This is a genomic window from Pseudomonas granadensis (genome assembly GCF_900105485.1).
GTDB classification, from domain to species: Bacteria; Pseudomonadota; Gammaproteobacteria; order Pseudomonadales; family Pseudomonadaceae; genus Aquipseudomonas; species Aquipseudomonas granadensis.
Window position 1 is genome coordinate 163,499 of record NZ_LT629778.1, and the last position, 21,480, is coordinate 184,978.

Annotated in this window: 15 protein-coding genes; 7 read left to right on the forward strand and 8 right to left on the reverse strand. The window is 59.4% G+C overall.

All coding sequences use genetic code 11. The annotated features are described in order from the left end of the window. The first annotated feature begins 149 nt into the window (after nucleotides 1-149). From BLU52_RS00725 to BLU52_RS00735, 3 genes are all read left to right on the forward strand, one after another. Entirely contained in the window at nucleotides 150-2,165 is a 2,016-nt protein-coding gene (locus BLU52_RS00725) for a type VI secretion system Vgr family protein (RefSeq protein ID WP_090280552.1), read from the forward strand. Next, entirely contained in the window at nucleotides 2,155-2,868 is a 714-nt protein-coding gene (locus tag BLU52_RS00730) for a DUF4123 domain-containing protein (RefSeq protein WP_090280557.1), read from the forward strand. The genes BLU52_RS00725 and BLU52_RS00730 overlap by 11 nt, the downstream gene beginning before the upstream one ends. A 332-nt stretch (nucleotides 2,869-3,200) precedes the next feature. After that, the gene (locus BLU52_RS00735) at nucleotides 3,201-3,518 is read left to right on the forward strand and encodes a hypothetical protein (protein ID WP_090280562.1); all 318 of its coding nucleotides are present in this window, start codon (nucleotides 3,201-3,203) and stop codon (nucleotides 3,516-3,518) included. Nucleotides 3,519-3,584: 66 nt separating this feature from the next. Here BLU52_RS00735 and BLU52_RS00740 read toward each other — a convergent pair whose 3' ends face one another. The 3 genes from BLU52_RS00740 to BLU52_RS00750 are packed head-to-tail and all read right to left on the reverse strand — an operon-like array spanning nucleotide 3,585 to nucleotide 5,142. Then, nucleotides 3,585-4,001: a hypothetical protein gene (locus tag BLU52_RS00740; protein ID WP_090280566.1), complete on the reverse strand. Its 417-nt coding sequence runs from the start codon at nucleotides 3,999-4,001 to the stop codon at nucleotides 3,585-3,587. After that, nucleotides 3,998-4,570: a type VI secretion system amidase effector protein Tae4 gene (locus BLU52_RS00745; protein ID WP_090280571.1), complete on the reverse strand. Its 573-nt coding sequence runs from the start codon at nucleotides 4,568-4,570 to the stop codon at nucleotides 3,998-4,000. Before BLU52_RS00745 ends, BLU52_RS00740 begins: the two co-directional genes overlap by 4 nt. Beyond that, entirely contained in the window at nucleotides 4,570-5,142 is a 573-nt protein-coding gene (locus BLU52_RS00750) for a PAAR domain-containing protein (RefSeq protein ID WP_231987996.1), read from the reverse strand. Before BLU52_RS00750 ends, BLU52_RS00745 begins: the two co-directional genes overlap by 1 nt. A gap of 173 nt (nucleotides 5,143-5,315) precedes the next feature. Here BLU52_RS00750 and BLU52_RS27080 point away from each other — a divergent pair, with 173 nt between their 5' ends. Both BLU52_RS27080 and BLU52_RS00755 read left to right on the forward strand, forming a co-directional pair. Continuing rightward, nucleotides 5,316-5,441 carry a hypothetical protein gene (locus BLU52_RS27080; protein ID WP_269458356.1) on the forward strand — a complete coding sequence of 42 codons (126 nt, stop codon included), beginning with the start codon at nucleotides 5,316-5,318 and terminating at the stop codon, nucleotides 5,439-5,441. Nucleotides 5,442-5,807: 366 nt separating this feature from the next. After that, complete coding sequence (locus tag BLU52_RS00755; RefSeq protein ID WP_090280580.1) at nucleotides 5,808-6,644, forward strand: 23S rRNA (adenine(2030)-N(6))-methyltransferase RlmJ; 837 nt, start codon at nucleotides 5,808-5,810, stop codon at nucleotides 6,642-6,644. A 70-nt stretch (nucleotides 6,645-6,714) separates the two neighbouring features. Here BLU52_RS00755 and msrA read toward each other — a convergent pair whose 3' ends face one another. The 5 genes from msrA to aceE all read right to left on the reverse strand — a co-directional run bounded on the left by msrA (nucleotide 6,715) and on the right by aceE (nucleotide 16,810). Then, on the reverse strand, nucleotides 6,715-7,365 hold the full coding sequence (gene msrA, locus BLU52_RS00760; RefSeq protein ID WP_090280584.1) for a peptide-methionine (S)-S-oxide reductase MsrA: 651 nt from the start codon (nucleotides 7,363-7,365) through the stop codon (nucleotides 6,715-6,717). 222 nt (nucleotides 7,366-7,587) lie between these two features. Beyond that, the gene (locus tag BLU52_RS00765; protein WP_090280587.1) at nucleotides 7,588-10,284 is read right to left on the reverse strand and encodes a putative bifunctional diguanylate cyclase/phosphodiesterase; all 2,697 of its coding nucleotides are present in this window, start codon (nucleotides 10,282-10,284) and stop codon (nucleotides 7,588-7,590) included. Nucleotides 10,285-10,527: 243 nt separating this feature from the next. Continuing rightward, on the reverse strand, nucleotides 10,528-11,925 hold the full coding sequence (locus BLU52_RS00770) for an alkaline phosphatase D family protein (RefSeq protein WP_090280589.1): 1,398 nt from the start codon (nucleotides 11,923-11,925) through the stop codon (nucleotides 10,528-10,530). 275 nt (nucleotides 11,926-12,200) lie between these two features. Next, nucleotides 12,201-14,153 carry a dihydrolipoyllysine-residue acetyltransferase gene (aceF, locus tag BLU52_RS00775; protein WP_090280592.1) on the reverse strand — a complete coding sequence of 651 codons (1,953 nt, stop codon included), beginning with the start codon at nucleotides 14,151-14,153 and terminating at the stop codon, nucleotides 12,201-12,203. Nucleotides 14,154-14,164: 11 nt separating this feature from the next. Next, nucleotides 14,165-16,810 carry a pyruvate dehydrogenase (acetyl-transferring), homodimeric type gene (aceE, locus tag BLU52_RS00780; protein WP_090280595.1) on the reverse strand — a complete coding sequence of 882 codons (2,646 nt, stop codon included), beginning with the start codon at nucleotides 16,808-16,810 and terminating at the stop codon, nucleotides 14,165-14,167. A 384-nt stretch (nucleotides 16,811-17,194) separates the two neighbouring features. Between aceE and glnE the strand changes: the two genes are divergently transcribed. Together glnE and waaF are read left to right on the forward strand one after the other, a co-directional pair. Continuing rightward, nucleotides 17,195-20,134: a bifunctional [glutamate--ammonia ligase]-adenylyl-L-tyrosine phosphorylase/[glutamate--ammonia-ligase] adenylyltransferase gene (gene glnE, locus BLU52_RS00785; protein ID WP_090280598.1), complete on the forward strand. Its 2,940-nt coding sequence runs from the start codon at nucleotides 17,195-17,197 to the stop codon at nucleotides 20,132-20,134. 310 nt (nucleotides 20,135-20,444) lie between these two features. After that, nucleotides 20,445-21,479 (forward strand): lipopolysaccharide heptosyltransferase II, encoded by a 1,035-nt coding sequence (gene waaF, locus BLU52_RS00790; protein WP_090280601.1) that lies wholly within the window; start codon nucleotides 20,445-20,447, stop codon nucleotides 21,477-21,479. The last annotated feature ends 1 nt before the right edge of the window (nucleotide 21,480 follow it).

Here is a 21,480-nt window from a genome sequence, read left to right on the forward strand (position 1 = left end):
TTTAAGGGAAATGTCTGTAGTCGAAGGCGTCTGTTATCGGTTTTTTTTCGTCAGAGGAAGTAGGGGAAATCTGATTTTCTCGTCACCCGTCCAACACCCCTTGCCCCTCATGCAGAATCGCCCGCCCTCAAACTGCAGAGAGACATCGGATGTTCGCGCCTGCCAATCAACCGCGTTTCACGTTGACGCTCGAAGGCGCCCGGCATGAGTTCAAAGTCCTTGAGTTCACGGGCAAGGAAGCCATCAGCCAACCCTATCGTTTCGAGCTGGAACTGGTCAGTGAACGGCCGGATCTGGACCTCGAAAGCCTGCTGCACGATCAGGCGTTTCTGAGTTTCGATGCACACGGTGGCGGTATCCACGGTCAGATTGATCAGGTCGGGCAGGGTGATTCCGGGAAACGTCTGACGCGCTATCACGTCAGTCTGGTACCGCGGCTGGCTTATCTCGGCCACCGCATCAATCAGCGGATTTTCCAGCATCAGACGGTGCCGCAGATTGTTGCGCGGGTGCTCAAGGATCACTCGATCCTGCGCGATGCCTTTGAATTTCGCCTCGGCAGCGACTACCCGGTGCGTGAGTATTGCGTGCAGTACACCGAGAGCGACCTGGCGTTCATCCAGCGGCTGTGCGCCGAGGTCGGCATTCATTACCACTTTCAGCACAGCCCGCAGGGCCATCTGTTGGTGTTCGGCGATGACCAGACGGTTTTCGCGCGTCTGCCCGAACCGACGGTGTACCGGCCGGGCAGCGGCATGTCGGCTGGGGCGCCGGCGGTGCAGCGCTTCAACGTGCGCGTGCAAACCCGCACCAGCGTCGTCACTCGGCGCGACTACAACTTCGAAAAGCCGCACCTGCAATTGCACAGCCGTGTCGACAGCGAACAGCGGCCGGTGCTGGAGGATTATCACTTCCCCGCCAATTTCACTGACCGGGAAACCGGCAAGCACCTTGCTCAACGGGCGCTGGAACGCCATATCGCCGATTATCGTCAGGCCGAAGGCATCAGCGATGAATCCGCGCTGGTCAGTGGACATTTCCTGAAACTGACCGAGCATCCGCGTCAGGACTGGAACGACCTGTGGTTGCTGATTGCCGTCGAACACCATGGGCGCCAGCCGCAGGTACTGGAGGAATCGGTGACCAGCGATGGCGAAGGCTTCCAGGGGTACCGTAATACTTTTCTCGCCACACCGTGGGATGTGTCCTTCCGCCCGGCGCTGGGGCCGGATAAACCGCGCATGCTCGGCTATCAACCCGCTGTGGTGACCGGGCCGAAAGACAGTGAAATCCACTGCGACGAGTACGGTCGGGTCAAGGTGCAACTGGCGTGGGATCGCGACGGTGAACTGAACGAGCACTCCAGTTGCTGGCTGCGCGTTGCGACCAATTGGGCCCATGACCGTTACGGCAGCGTGTTGATTCCGCGCGTCGGCATGGAGGTGCTGGTCGGTTTCATTGATGCTGACGCCGACAAACCTTTGGTGGTGGGCTGCCTGCCCAACGCCGCGACGCCGGTGCCGCTGGACTTGCCGGCGGACAAGACCCGCAGCATCTTTCGCAGTCAGAGCAGCCCCGGCGGTGCTGGCTACAACGAACTGCGCATCGAAGACCGCAAAGGCGCCGAGGAAATCTACCTGCGCGCCCAGCGCAACTGGACTCAACACGTGTTGCACGACCAGCAAGTGCAGGTCGACAACCAGCGCAGCATTGTCGTCACCGGCACCGCCCGGCACGAGCTGAAGGCCGATGAACAGCGCATCACCCACGGCCAGCGGCAGACCGAAGTCAGGCAGGACGATCATCTGAGCGTCAGCGGCGAACGGCATATTCGTGTCGGCAGTCAGACGCTCAGCGCCAGCGCTCAATTCCACGTCAGCGCTGGCCAGCAAGTGGTCATCGATGGCGGTGCGAGCGCGACGATTCAGGCGGGCGGGCAATGGATCAACATCGGCCCCGGGGGGATTTTCAGCAGCGTACCGATTGTCGTCGGTGGCGCGCCGATGGCAGCGCTGAGCGCCGCGCCGGTCGTGCCGGGGTTGCCGGAAAAACTCGCCGCGGCGCCGGCTGCCGTGCTGACCGCCGCACAGATCGTGAGCTTCAAAGGCGATGCGCCATTCTGCGAAGAGTGCGAGCGCTGCAAGGACGGTGTCTGTGCAGCCTGATTTGCTGTCACCGGCCGATTGGCTGGCGCACGCGCCGTTGCAGGCCGGCGAGCAATTGTTCGCGGTGTTCAGCCATGCCAGCGCCGCCAAACCGCCCGGGGCCTGGCTCGATGCGGCTAGCCCGCTGTGGGCTGAGACGGTTTATGCCGAGTGGGATGCGGTGATGCCTTGCGTGGGAATTGTCAGCGTCGACAGTGAGTTTTTGCATTGGGTCACCGATACCGAGTCGCGCGATTGGGGTTGGCTGTTGGTGTCTTCGGCAAGCCTGGAAGGGCTGGTCGAGCATTTTCGAAGCCTGACTCAAGTGCTGATGCCGAAAGGCAAAACGGTGTTTTTTCGTTTCTGGGACGGGCGTTTTTTGTTGCCGCTTTTGCAGTCTGATGAGGTGGATGCACGGCAACTGTTCCCTGTGGTCAGCCGCTCCCTGATCAACGGCCAGGCGCTGCACATTGGTGGCGCGGTGCAGTCCTCGGGCAAGGTCTTTCCTTGGTGGCGGGTGCCGGAATCGGTGCTGGTGCAGGAGGGCAACGCCGTTCGCACGACCAATGCGATGCAGTGGCTGAGCGAAGAAAGCCCAGCGATATTTGAAGCCTTTCCCAAGGCCGTTCTGTGCTGCAAGGTCGGGCAGTTTTTTCAGCTTTCATTGTCGGAAGATTCTTCGCAATCGGCGTTGCTGGCGTATTTGCTGGCAGAGCTGGAATGACATTTCGGGGCAATGGCCTCGGAGATTTCCTTCGAGCTGCGGCGGATTGCATGAACTGGTGGGCGGTGGGTTGCAGGGATAGTCTTTTCGTTGTCACTGCGGGAGTGGTGACAGGGTGTAGGAACCCTTTGGAATTACCGTGCACCAGCCATTACGTTTGATTGCGCACGCAAATCGTGTCCGCAACATCTTTCGCGGCGGCTGTGCGCGGGAACGCTTCGGCGTAGCTGAGTTTTGGCTGGTTCCTCAGTTTCCTACTCTCGCGTACGGCTGCCACCCAAACCTGTAGGAAGGTCATCGGTAGCCTCATTTAATCAGCAGAGGCACAAAATATGACGACGCTTAAGCCAGCTCCGCCCTACGAAAAAATCATTCCTCACCCGGACAACCGCTTCATGGCGCTGACCGACAACTGCAGCGACATGCCGACCCTGTTCATCGACACCCACGTCCCCCTCGACATCCTCATGGACGCGGCCAACCACCGCCTGCGCGCCGTGATTCAGGTCCTGGAAAACATGTGCATGCGCGGCTCGGTCGAATGCGACTCCGTCATCCTCAGCGATTTCGCCCGGCTCTGCGTGATTCCGTTGCGTGATGGTTGTGATGTGCTCGATGTGATCGGCTCGCGCTTGCGCGGCATGCCTTAATACAAGCGTTGTGATAGATCCTTCCAGTCACGGACTATGGAAGGATCACCAGCCACTGGAGTTTTTTCATTGTTGTAGGTATTGATCTTGTGACTCGATAAATGCATCGAAGGCAGGAGAGTTATAAATTTCGAGGCAAGAATAGAACACGATATTTTTCCCCGACTGTTTGCTGGTTGAAGACGCTTTCGTATACGCGTCTGTCACGAATTTTTCGGTTTCAAGGTAGGGGTCGTGGGTCACTTCGAGCGTGTCCTCATTTTGCAGTATGGCGTGTTGTCCCTTTCCCATAGCGGAGTAGGCGCCAATCGCAAGTCCAAGGTCTGATTTGATGTCTGACTCGCTCTTGAACTGGTTCGATATGCAGTTAGCGAGGCCATAGTTCTTAAGTGATGTTCTGGCAGTGCTGAGATCTACTTCACTCGAGATTGCGTTAGCGGATAAGCCAAGAATGCTCATTGACACAAAAAGCCGGAATTTCATCCTTTTAACTCCCAGAAATTAATTTTTTCCAGCTTTACGTCTGGCCTGTCGTAAGTGTGGCTGTCTGGACGATGGTAGTCACTGTTATCACCTGTGGCGCTACCGTTCCACAAAGTCGCGTGGCCTGTCGCATCGCTCCAGCCATTGATCTCCATGATGATCACGCCTTTCTTACCATTGATGTAATCTGACTCGCTCATTTTTAATTCACGATCTGGGGCACCCCAATTGTGTTTCAGGAAAGCCAGGAAATCTGCAACTTTCATGATGTAGGGGAGTTGATCCGCACCAGCAAGACGATAGATGGATTTGCTTGGAATGATCGTTCCTTTCGGGATTTTATATCCACCATAGTTAAACCCTCTACTTATCCTGAGAGCGCACGCGTTCGCGTACGCATCGGGTTTTTCCGCTCTCGCCGCTTCGACGTTGCCTCCTACAAGCGCGTACACTTCAATCGAGCTTTTAGGTCCAACTTCTGCGTAGGCCGTCCATAGGGTGCTGAATTTTGGTCTTTTTACGAGGATGTTGGAGGTAACGCCACCCGCACTGATATTGAGCTGAGCCATTAAATTTCGCCCTCCATGTCAAAGGCTTCAGCCTCAAAAGCGTTGGGAATGATCGCTATACCTTTCGGGCCAACGGTCCCAGACAGCGTTTTTTCAGTTGCACCGCTGATCGTTACGGTAACAGTCTCGCCGGGTGAGTAGCCGGAAGTTTTCACATGAATATTCAAGTCGGTGTAAAAGCGTGACACGGAGTCCACCGGCGTTTGGTTGTCTCCATACGAAAACGTTATGCGTTGAATACTTTTTGGTTTGGGAACCTGAGGAATGATGGGAGAGAAGCTTGCAGCGCTATGTTCGCCCCCACCAAAGACGGAGGATTGAGCAAAGAGAACAGTGTTCGATTTTGGTGGACAGCCACACGCTACATAATCACCTTCAAGCGCAACCAGTCCGGCAGGCAGAGTGATAGTTCGCGGGCCTACGGCAACAATCGGGCCTTTACCCGGAGGACATACGGGACAGCTCGCCATATGACCGACAGATGAAGTGCTAACCGCGTAATCAATGTTGATTCCGATGTTTCCTTCCAGAACCGCGCCCCCGGTTGATGTTGGGGCGCCGATACCGATCATCTTTCTTCCCATGTAAATTTCCCTCTTTACAGGTTTTAAGTGATACGGATATTCGCATTGCCTTAGCTTGGGCGACGACGGTTATCCTGCCGCAAGATATTTCTGGATGTTGCTCGTTCAATTAGGGGAACCGTTCATAACCGCCTTGATTCAAGTACTGGGGAAGCATGTGCATGCGCGGCTCGGTCGAATGCGACTCCGTCATCCTCAGCGATTTCGCCCGGCTCTGCGTGATTCCGTTGCGTGATGGTTGTGATGTGCTCGATGTGATCGGCTCGCGCTTGCGCGCGATGCCATAGAAGCAATGCCCCTCACCCTAACCCTCTCCCAGAGGGAGAGGGGACTGATCGAGTTGTCTGGGCGGTGTACGCCGACTTGCGACTTCAGCGGTGAACTTCGCTTGGTCAAGCCTGGGTGGTGTTCTGGGACTGACCGAGTTGTATGGGTGACGTACGCCGACCTGCAACTTCTGCGCTGATCTTCGCCTGGCCAAGCCTGAGATCACACTGATCTTTCAGGTCGATGCAACTCGCAAGCTCATCACCGTCAGTCCCCTCTCCCTCCGGGAGAGGGCCAGTGAGGGTGTGGCTTTTGTCCGCTCGGCCGCCAACCCCTGACTTGCCACGCGGTAAAAGGTAAACTTTGCGCCCTTCGCAGGAGCAGCCATGAATTATCGTCACGCCTTCCATGCCGGCAATCACGCCGATGTGTTCAAACACCTGACCTTGACCCGCCTCATCGCCCTGATGTCGCGCAAGGAGCAGCCGTTTGCCTATCTCGACAGCCACGCCGGCATCGGTCTGTACGACTTGCAGGGCGATCAGGCCAACCGTACCGGCGAGTACCTGGAAGGCATCGCGCGCTTGTGGGATCAGCCGGATCTGCCGGCGCTGACCGCTGACTACATGAACGTGCTGCACGAGATGAACCCCGATGGCCAGTTGCGCTATTACCCCGGTTCGCCGGAGCTGGCGCGGCGTCTGACCCGCCCACAGGACCGGGTGATGCTCAATGAGAAGCACCCTGAAGATGGTGTGCTGCTCAAAGACAACATGGCCGGTGATCGCCGGGTGAAAGTTCATCTGGGCGAAGGCTGGCATGTCGCGCGGGCGATGTTGCCGGTGCAGGAAAAGCGTGCGGTGATGTTGATCGATCCGCCGTTTGAACAACTCGATGAAATGCAGCGCTGCGCAGCGTCGATGAAAGAGGCGATCGGCCGCATGCGCCAGACCGTGGCGGCGATCTGGTACCCGGTCAAGGATCAGCGCGCGTTGCGGCGTTTCTATCAGGACCTGGCCGGCACCGGTGCGCCGAAGTTGTTGCGCGTGGAACTGCTGGTGCATCCGCTGGATACGCCGAACAGCCTGAACGGCTCCGGTCTGGCGATTGCCAATCCGCCGTGGGGGCTGGAGGAAGAATTGCGCGAGTTGCTGCCGTGGTTGTCGAAGAAGCTTGGCCAGACTCAGGGTGGCTGGCAGATGGACTGGCTCATAGCTGAATGAAGCTGCGAGCTACAAGCTACAAGCTGAAGCGAACACAGCACTTGCAGCTTGAAGCTTGCCGCTCGCAGCTTTAGTTAGGCATACACACGCCGGTACCGCCGATCCCGCAATAACCTTCCGGATTCTTCGCCAGATACTGCTGGTGATACGCCTCGGCAAAATACACGGTCGGCGCCTGGTCGATTTCGGTGCTGATTTCGCCCAGACCGGCCTTCGCCAGTTCCGCCTGGTACAGCGCTTTGCTTTTCAGCGCGGCGTCCAGTTGCTCGGGAGAGGTCGCGTAGATCACCGAACGATACTGCGTGCCGATGTCGTTGCCCTGACGCATGCCTTGAGTCGGGTTGTGCAGTTCCCAGAACATCGCCAGCAGTTTTTCGTAGCTGACTTTGGCCTTGTCATACACCACCAGCACCACCTCGGCGTGGCCGGTCAGGCCTGAGCAGACTTCTTCGTAAGTCGGGTTCGGCGTGAAGCCGCCAGCGTAGCCGACCACCGTGCTGACCACGCCTTCGCGCTGCCAGAAGCGCCGTTCCGCACCCCAGAAGCAGCCGAGGCCGAAGATGGCGAAGTCGACGTCCTGAAAGAACGGGCCGAGCAGTGGGGTGTCTTTGAAGACGAAATGCTTTTCAGGCAGGGTCATCGCGGTTTCGCGGCCGGGCAGGGCTTGTTCTTTGGTTGGAAGCACGTTTTTGTTCACCAGAATTTCCGAGCGCAGAACCATGATCGTTCCTCTCAGTCAGGTTGGATGTGAAAAGTCAGACCGCCAGTGTGCCCAATGATGCCCGGTTAATCACTACCCAAAATGTACGGGTACTCAACCTTGTGGGAGCCAGCCTGCTGGCGATAGCGGTGGGTCAGCGAGGCCAATGTTGATTGGACTGGCGCAATCGCCAGCAGGCTGGCTCCCACAGGGAAATCATTTACCAGGACAGAACGCTGGGGATCAGAGGCAGAGCGGCCCGCGCGGATAGCGCTTGAGCGCCGGGATCAGTTCGGCGCCGGGAATTGGCCGGTCGAACAGGTAGCCTTGGCCGACATCGCAGCGGTGACGGCGCAGGAATGCCAGTTGCTCGGCGGTCTCGATGCCTTCAGCGACCACCTTGAGTTTCAGGTTGTGGGCCATGGCGATCACCGCTGAGGTGATTTCCATGTCGTCCTGATTGTCGGGGATTTCGTGGATGAAGCTGCGATCGATCTTGATGATGTCGATCGGAAATTTTTTCAGATAGCTGAGCGATGAATAGCCGGTACCGAAGTCGTCCATGGCCAGGGTCAGGCCCAGACGCTTGAGCTGATCGAGCTGCAAGTGCGTGTCTTCAGTGGCCTCCAGCAGCAGGCCTTCGGTCAGTTCCAGCTCGAGCAGATTGGCCGGCAGCGCTTCTTCCTTGAGGATGTTGGCGATGGAGGCGACCAGGTCTGGATCGGAAAACTGCTTGGGTGACAGGTTGATCGCCACTTGCAGATTGCCCAGGCCGGCAGCGGTCAGGGCTTTGCTCATACGGCAGGCCTGACGGGCGATCCATTTGCCGATCGGAATGATCAGGCCAGTCTCTTCGGCGACGCTGATGAATTGATCCGGGCGAATCATCCCGCGTTCCGGGTGATTCCAGCGCAGCAGCGCTTCCATGCCCAGCAGGCGACCGCTGCGCAGGCACAGCTTGGGCTGATAGAACACGTCGAGTTCATTCTGGGTCAGGGCGCGGCGCAGGTTGTTCTCGACAAACAGTTTGTAACTGGCCTCGGCATTCAGCGCTTCGGTGAACACCTGCAACTGGTGTTTGCCGTTGGCCTTGGCCTTGTGCAGCGCCAGACCGGCGTTACGCATCAGCGTCTGCGGGTCGCGCCCGTGCAGTGGTGCGCAGGCGAGGCCGACCGAGCCGGTGACGCTGATCAACTGGTTATCGACGAACATCGGTTTATCGAGGGTCAGCAGCAACTGGCTGGCGATCCGCTGCCCGGCTTCGAGGTCGGTGTTGTCGAGCAACACGGCAAACTCGTTACTGGCGAAGCGTGCCAGACTGCCGCTCGGGCTGAGGCTGTTGCGCAGGCGTCGGGCCAGGCTGATCAGCAGTTTGTCGCCGGTCTGATGGCCGAGGCTGTCGTTGATGCGCTTGAAGTTGTCGATGTCCACCAGCAGCAGGCTGATCGGCGTATCGCTGTCGCGGGCGAAGCGCTCGTCGAGGTTGCGGATGAATGCGGGGCGGTTGCCGAGGTTGGTCAGGTTGTCGGTATAAGCCAGGCGCTCGATGCGCTGCTGCGCCAGTTTGGTCTGGGTGATGTCTTCGTAGATGCCGATGTAGTGCGTCAGCTCACGGTTGTCGCCGTACACCTTGGAAATCGACAACTGGCCCCAGTACGGTTCGAGATTTTTCCGGCGGCTTTTGAATTCGCCCTGCCAGCTGTTGCTCTGGGCCAGCGCCGAGGGCGCGTCGAACAGCAGTTCGCTGAGGTTTTCCAGCGCCGGCAGTTCCGACAGGCGCTGGCCGTGGACTTCTTCAGTGGAGTACTGAGTGATCGCTGTGAAGCTCGGGTTGACGTACTCGACCACACCGTCGCAGTTGACCAGCAAAAAGGCGTTGGCACTTTGCTCGACCGCACGCTGGAACAGGTGCAGGGCGCTGGTGGCGGTGCGGCGGTTGTGATTGTTGATGACTTGCGCGAACTGATCGGCCAGCTCACCGGCAAACGCGATCTCGTCGGACTGCCAGGCGCGGGTCACGCCGGTCTGCTCCAGGCAGAGCACACCGACCACCTGGCCGTCGACGCGGATGCTTGCGTCGAGCATGGCGTTGACGTCACGCGGGCGCAGGGCTTCGGCCATCTCGCGGGTGCGCGGATCGCGCATCGCGTTGTGGGCGTCGATGGCGCGGCTGCCATGCAGCGCTTCCAGGTAGTCGGGGAAGCTGCCGATATCGATCACGTCCGGAAGGATGTATTCCTGGGTCGCGCGATGGTAAGCCGAGATCGGCACCAGCAGATTGCCCTCGAGGTTCCACAGGCTGGCGCAGTCGATTTCATAGATGTCGCATGCGCAGCGGGTGATCAGCTCGGCGGCTTCCTGCAAGGAATTGTGCGTGCTGTAGCGCTGACGGGCGAGCAGCAGAATCAACTCCTGCTGGGCGCGCACGCGCTCCAGATGCTGCAGTTGTTCCTGCTGCGCACGTTGATTGAGTTCAAGGGCGATCTGCAGCCGCGAGTTCTGCGTCTCGAGGTCGACAGAGGGCAGTAGCGGCGGCTCGCTGAATACGTCGTCGACCGCCAGCAGGTAACCGCGCAGCAGATGCCGATTGTGCTGTTTATAGGCTTCACCCAGCTCCAGAATGCTCAGCACCCCGGAGGCGGTGTGCAGGGTGTAGCGCACCAGGTAATGCGGGCTGACGGTGAGCTGTTGCTGGATCGCATCATGCAATTGATAGCGCGCTTCCGGTTCCATCAGGCTGGCATACGGCGAGCCGACCAGCGCACACAGTTCGACTGCCGGCTGGCCGAACTGGCGTTCGCAGTTGGGATCGAGAAACAACATGGCCCAACTGGCTTCATTCAAGCGCTCGAAACGCAGCATGCCGAGCCGCGAGGGCACAGGCAACTGCGTCACTACCTCGGCCGCCATACGGCTGGCGGCATCGGGTTGGCTCTTCATGAAGGGAACTCGCTTGGAAATATGCTGAACGCGCCGGGCTCGCGCCCTCTTAACTGTTGCCTGCGGCAAGGTTGCATCATTGCGGCCCCGACTGACAAGAGAGATGAAGGCCAAGTGCTATAAGAATATGTCGGCTGGACTGAACATTTCTCCAGCCAGTGCACAAAACTAATGCGCGGAGCATGACAGAGCGCCGTTCCAGAGCGGTTGATGCTCAGCAACGGCGCCCAGTGCACCCACCTATCAGCGTAGGGGAATGACGATTGATTGCAGGCGTTTGCCGTCACGGTCGTGATAGTTGACCTGGATCTGCCTGGCCTCGACCACCAGGTGGGCAAAATTGTCCTCACTGACCACCGTGCTGGTCAGCTCATGCCGATAATCCCCGGCGGCTGTGCGCACCAGTGGCTGATCGAGAATGAACGTCGACGCTTTGGCATACGGCAGCAGTTTGCTGTTGCACAGCGGCGATGACACTACCGTGTGCACCTCGAAGTCCGGGTCTTCGCTGTGGCTCAGGCGCGCGGTCAGCGAACCGTGAACATCACCCGAAATGAACACAACGTTCATGATCCGTCGAGTGCGAATCGTTTCCAGCAGGCGCAGGCGTTGTTCCGGAAAGGCTTTCCAGGCGTCATCGCCATGAAGTTTGCGGTCCGGATAGAACATCACGCTGGTCACCACAAACTTGACCCGCGCTTCGCTGTGGATCAGCCATTTGAGCAGGGCCTGTTCCTGGGCTTCATCGAGAATGCGCCGATCATCGGCCGACAAGTTGCGCCGGGTACGACTGTCCGTCACAAACCATTCGATATCGCCGTCGCTGAACTGATACCAGTAATGCTCAAGCGAAGAGCGATTGATTTCGCCGTTAGTTGTCAGTGGATGTACCGGGCTGTGACTGGCCTGATACAGCTCATAGGCCGCCATCGCGTTGCGGAACAAGTCAACGTCGGATTTATTGGCATTGGCCGGCCAGTTATCTTCGATTTCGTGATCGTCAAGAATCATGTAAGTCGAAGTGCCGGACATCAGCCGTTTTATATTAGGTTGCGATAACGCCGCACGGTATTTTCTGAGAATATCCTGATACTCACGATCCGGCGCAATGCGATTCAGATCGTCGACATAGATCTGGTCACCAGTCATCAATACTGCACTGATCGGTGGCTCAATACCCTCGATCACTTGATTGATCGAAGCAAAGATCCGGTCGCCCAGTTGTGGCAGTGAGGCAATCCCCGCGGTCATGCGCAAATAGCGACACGAACCGACAATATAGGCCCGGGGCTGCATCGGCTTGCTCGAGCGGGTACGCAGACGATAGATCTCGCGCGGCCATTGCAGCGGCAGCTCGGCGACGCTGTCCGGCGTATGCACCGGACTCATCGGACTGAACCAGCCGGCCTGATATTCATATTCGGTGTCTGTACTCAAGTTGTTGAGGGCAAACACATGTGACATGTCGCGTGTAGCGCTCAGATGCGCAAAGATACCTTTTGACCATTGTTGTGCACCGGCTGCGCGATAACGTACTGCGGCAAATACCCGCGAATTGTTCTGACGATCGCCACGCAGCAATATACGTGCATGATGAGTTGTAACGTGGCCGATGATCGGCCCGATAGTTGGTTTTAACATGTCGAATCCATTCGAAGTAACTTGAATTAACTGGGTTTGACTGACTTTTATTAGTTGCGATGGCTGCGCCTAGGTTAGTTGCGTGCCGGACATAAAAGATCGGTGACAAGCCGACCAGTGCTGTGGCCGATATCAACGCGACTTGTAGGAAAAGGAAGGAAATGGTTTTTCTTCAGGCAAAAAAAAGCCCCGCCAGATGACGGGGTTGAGGTACGAGCGTGTGGCGCTCGAAAGGGTGCAGCAAGCGGCCCTCCGTTGCCGGAGGGCCGTTTGGATTACAGCAGGATGGTGCGGATGTCGCCCAACAGGCTGCCCAGACGCTGGGTGAAGCGCGCGGCAGCGGCGCCGTTGATCACACGGTGATCGTAGGACAGCGACAGTGGCAGCATCAGTTTCGGCTGGAAGGCTTTGCCGTCCCAGACGGGCTGAATGGTTGCCTTGGACACACCGAGGATCGCCACTTCCGGCGCGTTGACGATCGGCGTGAAGCCGGTGCCGCCAATATGGCCGAGGCTGGAAATGGTGAAGCAGGCGCCTTGCATCTCGTCCGAGGACAGCTTCTTGGTGCGGGCTTTTTCAGCCAGCGAAGCCGCTTCGGCTGCCAATTGCAGCAGGCTCTTCTGGTCGACGTTCTTGATCACCGGCACCAGCAGGCCATCCGGGGTGTCGACGGCGAAGCCGATGTTCACGTATTTCTTGCGGATGATCGCTTTGCCGCTTGGCGCCAGCGAACTGTTGAAGTCCGGCAGCTCCTTGAGCAGATGCGCGCAGGTCTTGAGCAGCAGCGGCAGGATGGTCAGCTTGACGCCAGCCTTCTCGGCCACGGCTTTCTGCGCCACACGGAAGGCTTCCAGCTCGGTGATGTCTGCCGAGTCGAATTGCGTCACGTGTGGCACGTTCAGCCAGCTGCGGTGCAGGTTGGCAGCGCCGACTTGCATCAGGCGAGTCATCGGCACTTCTTCGATTTCACCGAAACGGCTGAAATCGACGACCGGGATCGGCGGGATACCCGCGCCACCGGTTGCGCCAGCAGCAGCGGCCGGTGCTTCCTTGGCCTTCTGCATCATCGCTTTGACGTAGGTCTGCACGTCTTCTTTCAGAATACGACCGTGCGGGCCGCTGGCGCCGACAGCACTCAGCTCGACGCCGAACTCACGGGCCAGTTGACGCACGGCAGGACCGGCGTGAACTTTCGCGCCTGGCTTGGCCGGTGCGGCAGCTGGAGCGGCAGCAGCAGGTGCGGCAGCAGCGGCAGGTGCCGGAGCGCTCGGTGCTGCAGCGGTCGCCGGAGCTGGAGCTGCAGCAGGCGCAGCGCCTTTGACCTTCAGCTTGAGGATCAGATCGCCGGTACCGACTTCATCATCCAGCTTGATCGAAACGCTTTCGACCACGCCAGCGGCAGGCGATGGAATTTCCATGCTGGCCTTGTCGGATTCCAGGGTGATCAGCGACTGGTCGGCTTCGACGGTGTCGCCGGCCTTGACCAGCACTTCGATGATCTTGGCCTTGCCGGCCGAACCGATGTCCGGCACGTGGATGTCCTGAACGCTGTCGGCGACCGGTGCCGCCGGAGCAGCAGCCGGCCCTGGCGCAGCGGCGACAGCAGGCGCGGCAGCCTGAGCCGGAGCGGCCGCAGCAGGCGCCGCAGCACCCGCCACTTCCAGGTCCAGAATCAGGTCGCCAGTGCCGACTTCGTCGTTGAGCTTGACGCTGATGGCCTTGACCACGCCGGCGGCAGGCGACGGGATTTCCATGCTCGCCTTGTCGGATTCCAGAGTGATCAGCGATTGATCAGCTTCGACGGTGTCGCCGACCTTGACCTGGATCTCGATGATCTGCGCCTTGCCCGACGAACCAATGTCCGGCACGTGCACTTGCTGTACCGAAGCGGCAGCAGGTGCAGCGGCAGGCGCGGCAGCAGCAGGTGCCGCAGCCGGTTTATCTTCAGCTTTGGCAGCCGGAGCCGCCGCCGCAGCAGGTGCCGCTTCAGCAGCGCCCTCGACTTCCAGCTCGAGCAGTTCGTCGCCTTCTTTCAGGCGGTCGCCCAGCTTCACTTTCAGGCTTTTGATGACGCCGGCTTTCGGGGCCGGCACTTCCATGCTGGCCTTGTCCGATTCCAGAGTCAGGATGCTCTGGTCGGCTTCGATGCGGTCGCCGACCTTCACAAACAGTTCAATTACTTCACCTTCACCGCTGCCGATGTCAGGTACGCGAATGAGTTCGCTCACAAAATGTCTCCTCAGCAGTCCAGTGGGTTGCGTTTTTCCGGGTCGATGCCGAACTTGACGATGGCCTCAGCCACGACTTTAGGTTCGATATCACCACGGTCAGCCAGTGCTTCCAGGGCTGCCAACACCACGAAATGACGGTCGACTTCGAAGAAATGACGCAGTTTCTTGCGGCTGTCGCTGCGGCCGAAACCGTCGGTGCCCAGGACTTTGAATTCCTTGGACGGTACCCACTGACGGATCTGCTCGGCGAACAGCTTCATGTAGTCGGTAGAGGCGATGACCGGACCTTTACGGCCGTTCAGGCATTCTTCGACGTAGCTCAGCTTCGGCTTCTGGCCAGGCTTGAGACGATTGCTGCGCTCTACGGCCAGGCCGTCGCGACGCAGTTCGTTGAAGCTGGTAACGCTCCACACGTCGGCGCCGACGTTGAACTCTTCACGCAGGATCTTCGCCGCTTCACGCACTTCACGCAGGATGGTGCCGGAGCCCATCAGCTGGACGTGGTGCGCCGCGTCGCGGGTGTCTTCCTCGAGCAGGTACATGCCTTTCTTGATGCCTTCTTCGGCACCGGCCGGCATGGCTGGCTGCTGGTACGACTCGTTCATCACGGTGATGTAGTAGAAGATGTCCTGTTGCTCTTCGGTCATCTTCTTCATGCCGTCCTGAATGATCACCGCCAGCTCGTAGCCGTAGGTCGGATCGTAGGTGCGGCAGTTCGGGATGGTCGCGGCCAGCAGGTGGCTGTGACCGTCTTCGTGCTGCAGACCTTCACCATTCAGGGTGGTACGGCCGGCGGTGCCGCCGATCAGGAAGCCACGGGTACGGCTGTCGCCGGCAGCCCAGGCCAGGTCGCCAATACGCTGGAAGCCGAACATCGAGTAGAAGATGTAGAACGGCAGCATCGGCTGGTTGTGGCTGGAGTACGAAGTACCGGCGGCGATGAACGAGCTCATGGCGCCTGCTTCGTTGATGCCTTCTTCAAGGATCTGACCTTTCTGGTCTTCCTTGTAGAACATCACCTGGTCTTTATCGACTGGCTCGTAGAGCTGGCCGACGGACGAGTAGATACCCAACTGACGGAACATGCCTTCCATACCGAAGGTACGGGCTTCGTCCGGGATGATCGGCACGATGCGCGGGCCGATTTCCTTGTCCTTGACCAGTTGCGCGAGGATCCGCACGAAGGCCATGGTGGTGGAGATTTCACGGTCGCCCGAACCATCGAGGATGGCCTTGAGTGTGTCCAGATCCGGAGTCGGTACGCTGAAGCTCTGTGCGCGGCGCTGCGGTACGAAACCGCCCAGTGCGGCACGACGCTCGGCGAGGTAGCGGGCTTCGGCGCTGTTTGGCTCAGGCTTGAAGAACGGCAGGTTCTCCAGCTCTTCGTCACGGACCGGGATGTCGAAGCGGTCGCGGAACAACTTCAGGCTGTCGACATCGACTTTCTTGGTGTTGTGCGCGGTGTTTTTCGCTTCGCCGGCACCGGTGCCATAACCCTTGATGGTCTTGGCGAGGATGACGGTTGGCTGTTCTTTGTGGTTGACCGCTTCGTGGTACGCCGCGTAGACCTTGTACGGGTCGTGGCCGCCACGGTTGAGCTTCCAGATCTCGTCGTCGGACAGATCGGCAACCATTGCCTTGAGTTCAGGCGTGTTGAAGAAGTGCTCGCGAACGAACGCGCCGTCTTTGGCTTTGTAGTTCTGGTACTCGCCGTCGATGACTTCGTCCATGCGACGCTGCAGGATGCCGTCGACGTCCTTGGCCAGCAGTGGGTCCCAGAAACGGCCCCAGATGACTTTGGTCACGTTCCACTGTGCACCGCGGAACACGCCTTCGAGTTCCTGGATGATCTTGCCGTTGCCGCGAACCGGGCCGTCGAGGCGCTGCAGGTTGCAGTTGATGACGAAGATCAGGTTGTCCAGCTTCTCGCGGCCGGCCAGGGAGATTGCGCCCAGGGATTCCGGCTCGTCGCACTCGCCGTCGCCCAGGAAGCACCAGACTTTCTGTTTGCCCGGCTGAATGAAACCGCGGTGTTCCAGGTACTTCATGAAACGTGCCTGGTAGATCGCCTGGATCGGGCCCAGACCCATCGATACGGTCGGGAACTGCCAGAAGTCAGGCATCAGCCACGGGTGCGGATAGGACGACAGGCCTTGACCATCGACTTCCTGACGGAAGTTGTTCATCTGGTCTTCGGTGATGCGGCCTTCCATGAAGGCACGGGCGTAAACGCCTGGCGAGGTGTGGCCCTGGAAGTAGATCAGGTCGCCGCCGTGTTCGTCGGTCGGGGCCTGGAAGAAGTAGTTGAAGCCGATGTCATACAGGGTCGCACTGGAAGCGAAGCTGGAGATGTGACCACCCAGGTCAGAATCTTTCAGGTTCGTACGCATTACCATGGCCATCGCGTTCCAGCGTACCAGCGAGCGAATGCGGCGTTCCATGAACAGGTCGCCAGGCATGCGTGCTTCGTGGGTAACGGGAATCGTGTTGCGGTAAGGCGTGGTGATGGCGTAAGGGAGCTGCGAACCGCTGCGGGTCGCCAGTTCACCCATACGGGTCATCAGATAGTGAGCACGGTCTTCGCCTTCTTTGTCGAGAACCGATTCCAGGGCGTCCAGCCATTCCTGGGTTTCGACGGGATCGAGGTCTTGCATGGCTTGCTCCAGGGCGGAAAGGCTTCCAGAATCGGTTGCCTGAGTTTGCGACTGGCCTTGTGGGCAGACGATTTAAAATTCTTGGATTGCCGACAGGTTGTTCCGGCGGCGTGTAGTTTTACTACAAATCTTCCGGCATTTCAGCCTTTCGAATGTATAGACGAGTAGTAAAACTACAGAAGAATGGCTCGTGGCCTCCAACTGCGTTGTGAGAATAATCGTTAAGGTTGGTCTTTTGCCATCCGAAAAAGGTGAAACTTTGATATTCGCTGCCAACGACAATGAATTTTCAGCTATTTCTAACTTTTGTTCGACACTCCGGCGGGTAGCGGCTTTTCGCCAATCACTACAAGCGGCCATTTACACGCCGATCAAGGATAGACCATGACCCTGCCCGTGCTTGCCGAACTGCCCGCCATTCTCCTGCCGTTGGTCAATCGATCCGAGCAGTCGTTCCGTACGGCCGTCGCCGCGCTGGATGACGATCACGGTCTGGCGAACTGGACGCCCGAGCGCTGGGCGCAGTTTGCCCGCGTCAGCGCCGCCAGCGAGTTTGTCATTGAACAGAGCGTTCGTGACCCTTTGATGTTGCTGTCGCTGGTGCAGTCCGGTGAACTCGACCGGGCGTTTGCGCCGGGCGAACTGTGCACGCAAATTGCTGCTGCGGTAAATGCCGCGCAGAGTGAAGATGAACTCGGCCGCGCCCTGCGCCGCCAGCGCGCGCGGCATCAGGTGCGGATCATCTGGCGCGACCTCACCCGCCAGGCCGATCTGGTGCAGACCTGTCGCGATCTTTCGGACATGGCCGATGCCACCATCGATCAAGCCTGTCAGTGGTTGTACAGCCGTCATTGCGAACAGTTCGGCACGCCGACCGGGCGCCGCAGCGGTCTGCCGCAACAAATGGTCATTCTCGGCATGGGCAAGCTCGGCGCCGTCGAATTGAACCTCTCGTCGGACATCGACCTGATTTTTGCCTATCCCGAAGGCGGCGAGACCGTCGGGGTGAAGCGTTCGCTGGACAATCAGGAATTCTTCATCCGTCTCGGCCAGCGCCTGATCAAGGCGCTCGACCCGATGACCGTCGACGGCTTCGTGTTCCGTGTCGACATGCGCCTGCGTCCGTACGGTTCGTCCGGCGCGCTGGTGCTGAGCTTCAATGCGCTGGAGCAGTATTACCAGGATCAGGGCCGCGACTGGGAACGCTACGCGATGATCAAGGCGCGGGTGGTGGCCGGCGATCAGGTCGCGGGTGCGCAATTGCTCGACATGCTGCGGCCGTTCGTTTATAGGCGCTATCTGGACTTCTCGGCGATCGAAGCGCTGCGCACCATGAAACAGTTGATCCAGCAGGAAGTGCGGCGCAAGGGCATGGCCGACAACATCAAACTGGGCTCTGGTGGTATCCGCGAGGTCGAGTTCATCGCCCAGGCCTTTCAGTTGATCCACGGCGGGCGCGACCTGAGCCTGCAACAGCGCCCTCTATTAAAGGTGTTGAGCACACTGGAGGGGCAGGGTTATCTGCCACCGGCGGTGGTCAGTGAGCTGCGTGAAGGCTACGAATTCCTGCGTTATACCGAGCATGCGATCCAGGCGATCGCCGACCGCCAGACCCAGATGCTTCCGGACAGCGCACAGGATCAGGCGCGCATTGCCTTCATGCTCGGTTTCGCCGATTGGGACGCTTTTCACGAGAAACTGATGTTCTGGCGCGGCCGGGTGGCCTGGCATTTCGCCCAGGTGATCGCCGATCCCGACGAAGAAGAGGGCGCCGAAAACGAAGTGGTGGTCGGCGGTGAATGGCTGCCACTTTGGGAAGAGGCGCAGGACGAAGAAGCCGCCTGCCGTCAGTTGCAGGAAGCCGGTTTTGCCGATGCGAGCAAAGCCCTGAAAGCCCTGGCCGGGTTGCGCAGCAGTCCGCAATTGCGCGCGATGCAGCGTTTGGGACGAGAGCGACTCGATGCGTTCATTCCGCGTCTGCTCGCACAGGCGGTGGAGCATGACAATCCGGATCTGGTGCTTGAACGGGTGCTGCCGTTGGTCGAGGCGGTGGCTCGGCGTTCGGCTTATCTGGTGCTGCTGACCGAGAACCCCGGTGCCCTGCGGCGTTTGTTGACGCTGTGCGCGGCGAGTCCCTGGATCGCTGAACAGATCACCCGCTTCCCGCTGTTGCTCGACGAGTTGCTGAATGAGGGCCGCCTGTTCAAGCCACCCTTGGCGCCGGAGCTGGCCGCCGAGTTGCGCGAACGGCTGACGCGGATTCCCGAAAACGACCTCGAGCAGCAGATGGAAGCCCTGCGCCATTTCAAACTGGCGCACCGCTTGCGCGTCGCCGCCTCGGAAATCGCCGGCAGCCTGCCGCTGATGAAAGTCAGCGATTACCTGACCTGGCTGGCTGAAGCGATTCTCGAACAGGTACTGGCTCTGGCCTGGCGCCAGACGGTGGCCAAATACGGCACGCCGCTGCGCACCGACGGCACCCTGTGCGACCCCGGCTTCATTATTGTCGGTTACGGCAAGGTCGGTGGTCTGGAACTGGGGCATGGTTCGGATCTGGATCTGGTGTTCATTCACGACGGCGATCCGCAGGCGGAAACCGACGGACCGAAGTCGATTGACGGTGCGCAATTCTTCACGCGGTTGGGGCAGCGGATCATCCATCTGCTGACGGCGCAGACCAACTCCGGCCAGCTCTATGAGGTCGACATGCGGCTGCGGCCCTCCGGGGCGGCGGGGTTGCTGGTCAGCTCGCTCGGCGCTTTCGCGCGCTATCAGGAAAATGAAGCCTGGACCTGGGAACATCAGGCCTTGGTGCGGGCGCGGGTGCTGGTCGGTAGTCAGGATGTCGGTCAGGCGTTCGAGAAAGTCCGCGCGCAGGTATTGGGCAAAGTCCGTGATCTGGCGAAGCTGCAGCAGGAAGTCAGCGAGATGCGCGCGAAGATGCGCGACAATCTCGGCACCAAGAGCACCGCAGCCGGCACGGCGGCCAATGCCTTCGAGGCCACGGCCTCATTCGACCTCAAGCAGGACGCCGGAGGTATCGTCGATATTGAATTTATGGTGCAATACGCGGCTCTGGCGTGGTCGCAAAGCCACCCGCCGCTGCTGCGCTGGACCGATAACATCCGCATTCTGGAAGAGCTGGAACACGCAGGGCTGATGCCTGCCGAAGATGCCAGCCTGCTGCGCGAGGCCTATAAAGCCTACCGCTCGGCCGCGCACCGGCAGGCCTTGCAAAAGGACGCCGGGGTGATCCCGGGCGACCAGTTTGTCGAAGAGCGCCGACAGGTCATGCGAATCTGGCGTGAGTTGGGGCTAAGCTGATCCACAGATGCATGGATGAATGCAAAACCCTGTAGGCCTTCGCCTGCTCACGATAGCGGAGTATCAGACGACATCATTGTTGAATGTAACGGCCCCATCGCGAGCAGGCTCACTCCTACAATGGATCTGCGGTGTATGCAGATTCAAGGCAAGACGAATAACCCATGTGGGAGCGAGCCTGCTCGCGATAGCGGAGTAACAGTCAGCAGTGATGTTGAAGGAAATGACCCATCGCCAGCAGCGCCGCTCCCTCAGTGATTCTCGAGGCGGGGAGGCGTAATTGCCTCCCCGGTTCGTTTTTGGAAAGCACATGAATATTTTGATCGTTGGGCCCAGTTGGGTCGGTGACATGGTGATGGCGCAGACACTGTTTCAGTGTCTCAGGCAGCGCCACCCGCAATGCGCAATCGACGTGCTGGCGCCCGAGTGGAGCCGGCCGATCCTTGAGCGCATGCCCGAAGTGCGCAAAGCCTTGAGTTTTCCGCTCGGCCACGGCGCGCTGGAACTGGCGACACGTCGGCGCATCGGCAAATCCCTCGCCGGGCAGTACGATCAGGCGATCCTGTTGCCCAACTCGTTGAAGTCGGCGCTGGTGCCGTTTTTTGCCGGCATTCCCAAGCGCACCGGCTGGCGCGGCGAGTTTCGTTACGGCTTGCTCAACGACGTGCGCACGCTGGATAAAGAACGTTATCCGCTGATGATCGAGCGCTTCATGGCCCTGGCCTACGAGCCGAACGCTGAATTGCCGAAACCCTACCCGCGACCGAGCCTGCAAATCGATCCGCAGACCCGCGAAGCGGCGCTGGCCAAGTTCGGCCTGAGCCTCGACCGCCCGGTGTTGGCCCTGTGCCCCGGCGCCGAGTTCGGCGAATCCAAGCGCTGGCCGTCCGAGCACTACGCCAAGGTCGCCGAAGCGCGCATTCGCGAAGGCTGGCAAGTGTGGCTGTTCGGCTCGAAAAACGATCACGCGGTCGGCGAAGACATCCGCGCGCGTTTGATTCCGGGCCTGCGCGAGGAATCGGTGAATCTCAGTGGCGGTACTTCGCTGGCCGAAGCCATCGACCTGCTGTCGTGTGCCGACTCGGTGGTGTCCAACGACTCCGGCCTGATGCACGTCGCCGCTGCGTTGAACCGCCCGCTGGTCGCCGTCTACGGTTCGACTTCGCCGGGCTTCACCCCGCCGCTGGCCGAGCAGGTCGAAGTGGTGCGCCTGGGCATCGAATGCAGCCCGTGCTTCGACCGTACGTGCCGATTCGGCCATTACAACTGCCTGCGCCAATTGATGCCGGACGCCGTCAACGACGCCTTGCACAAGTTGCACGGCTCCGTGGTCGAGGTTCATTAAG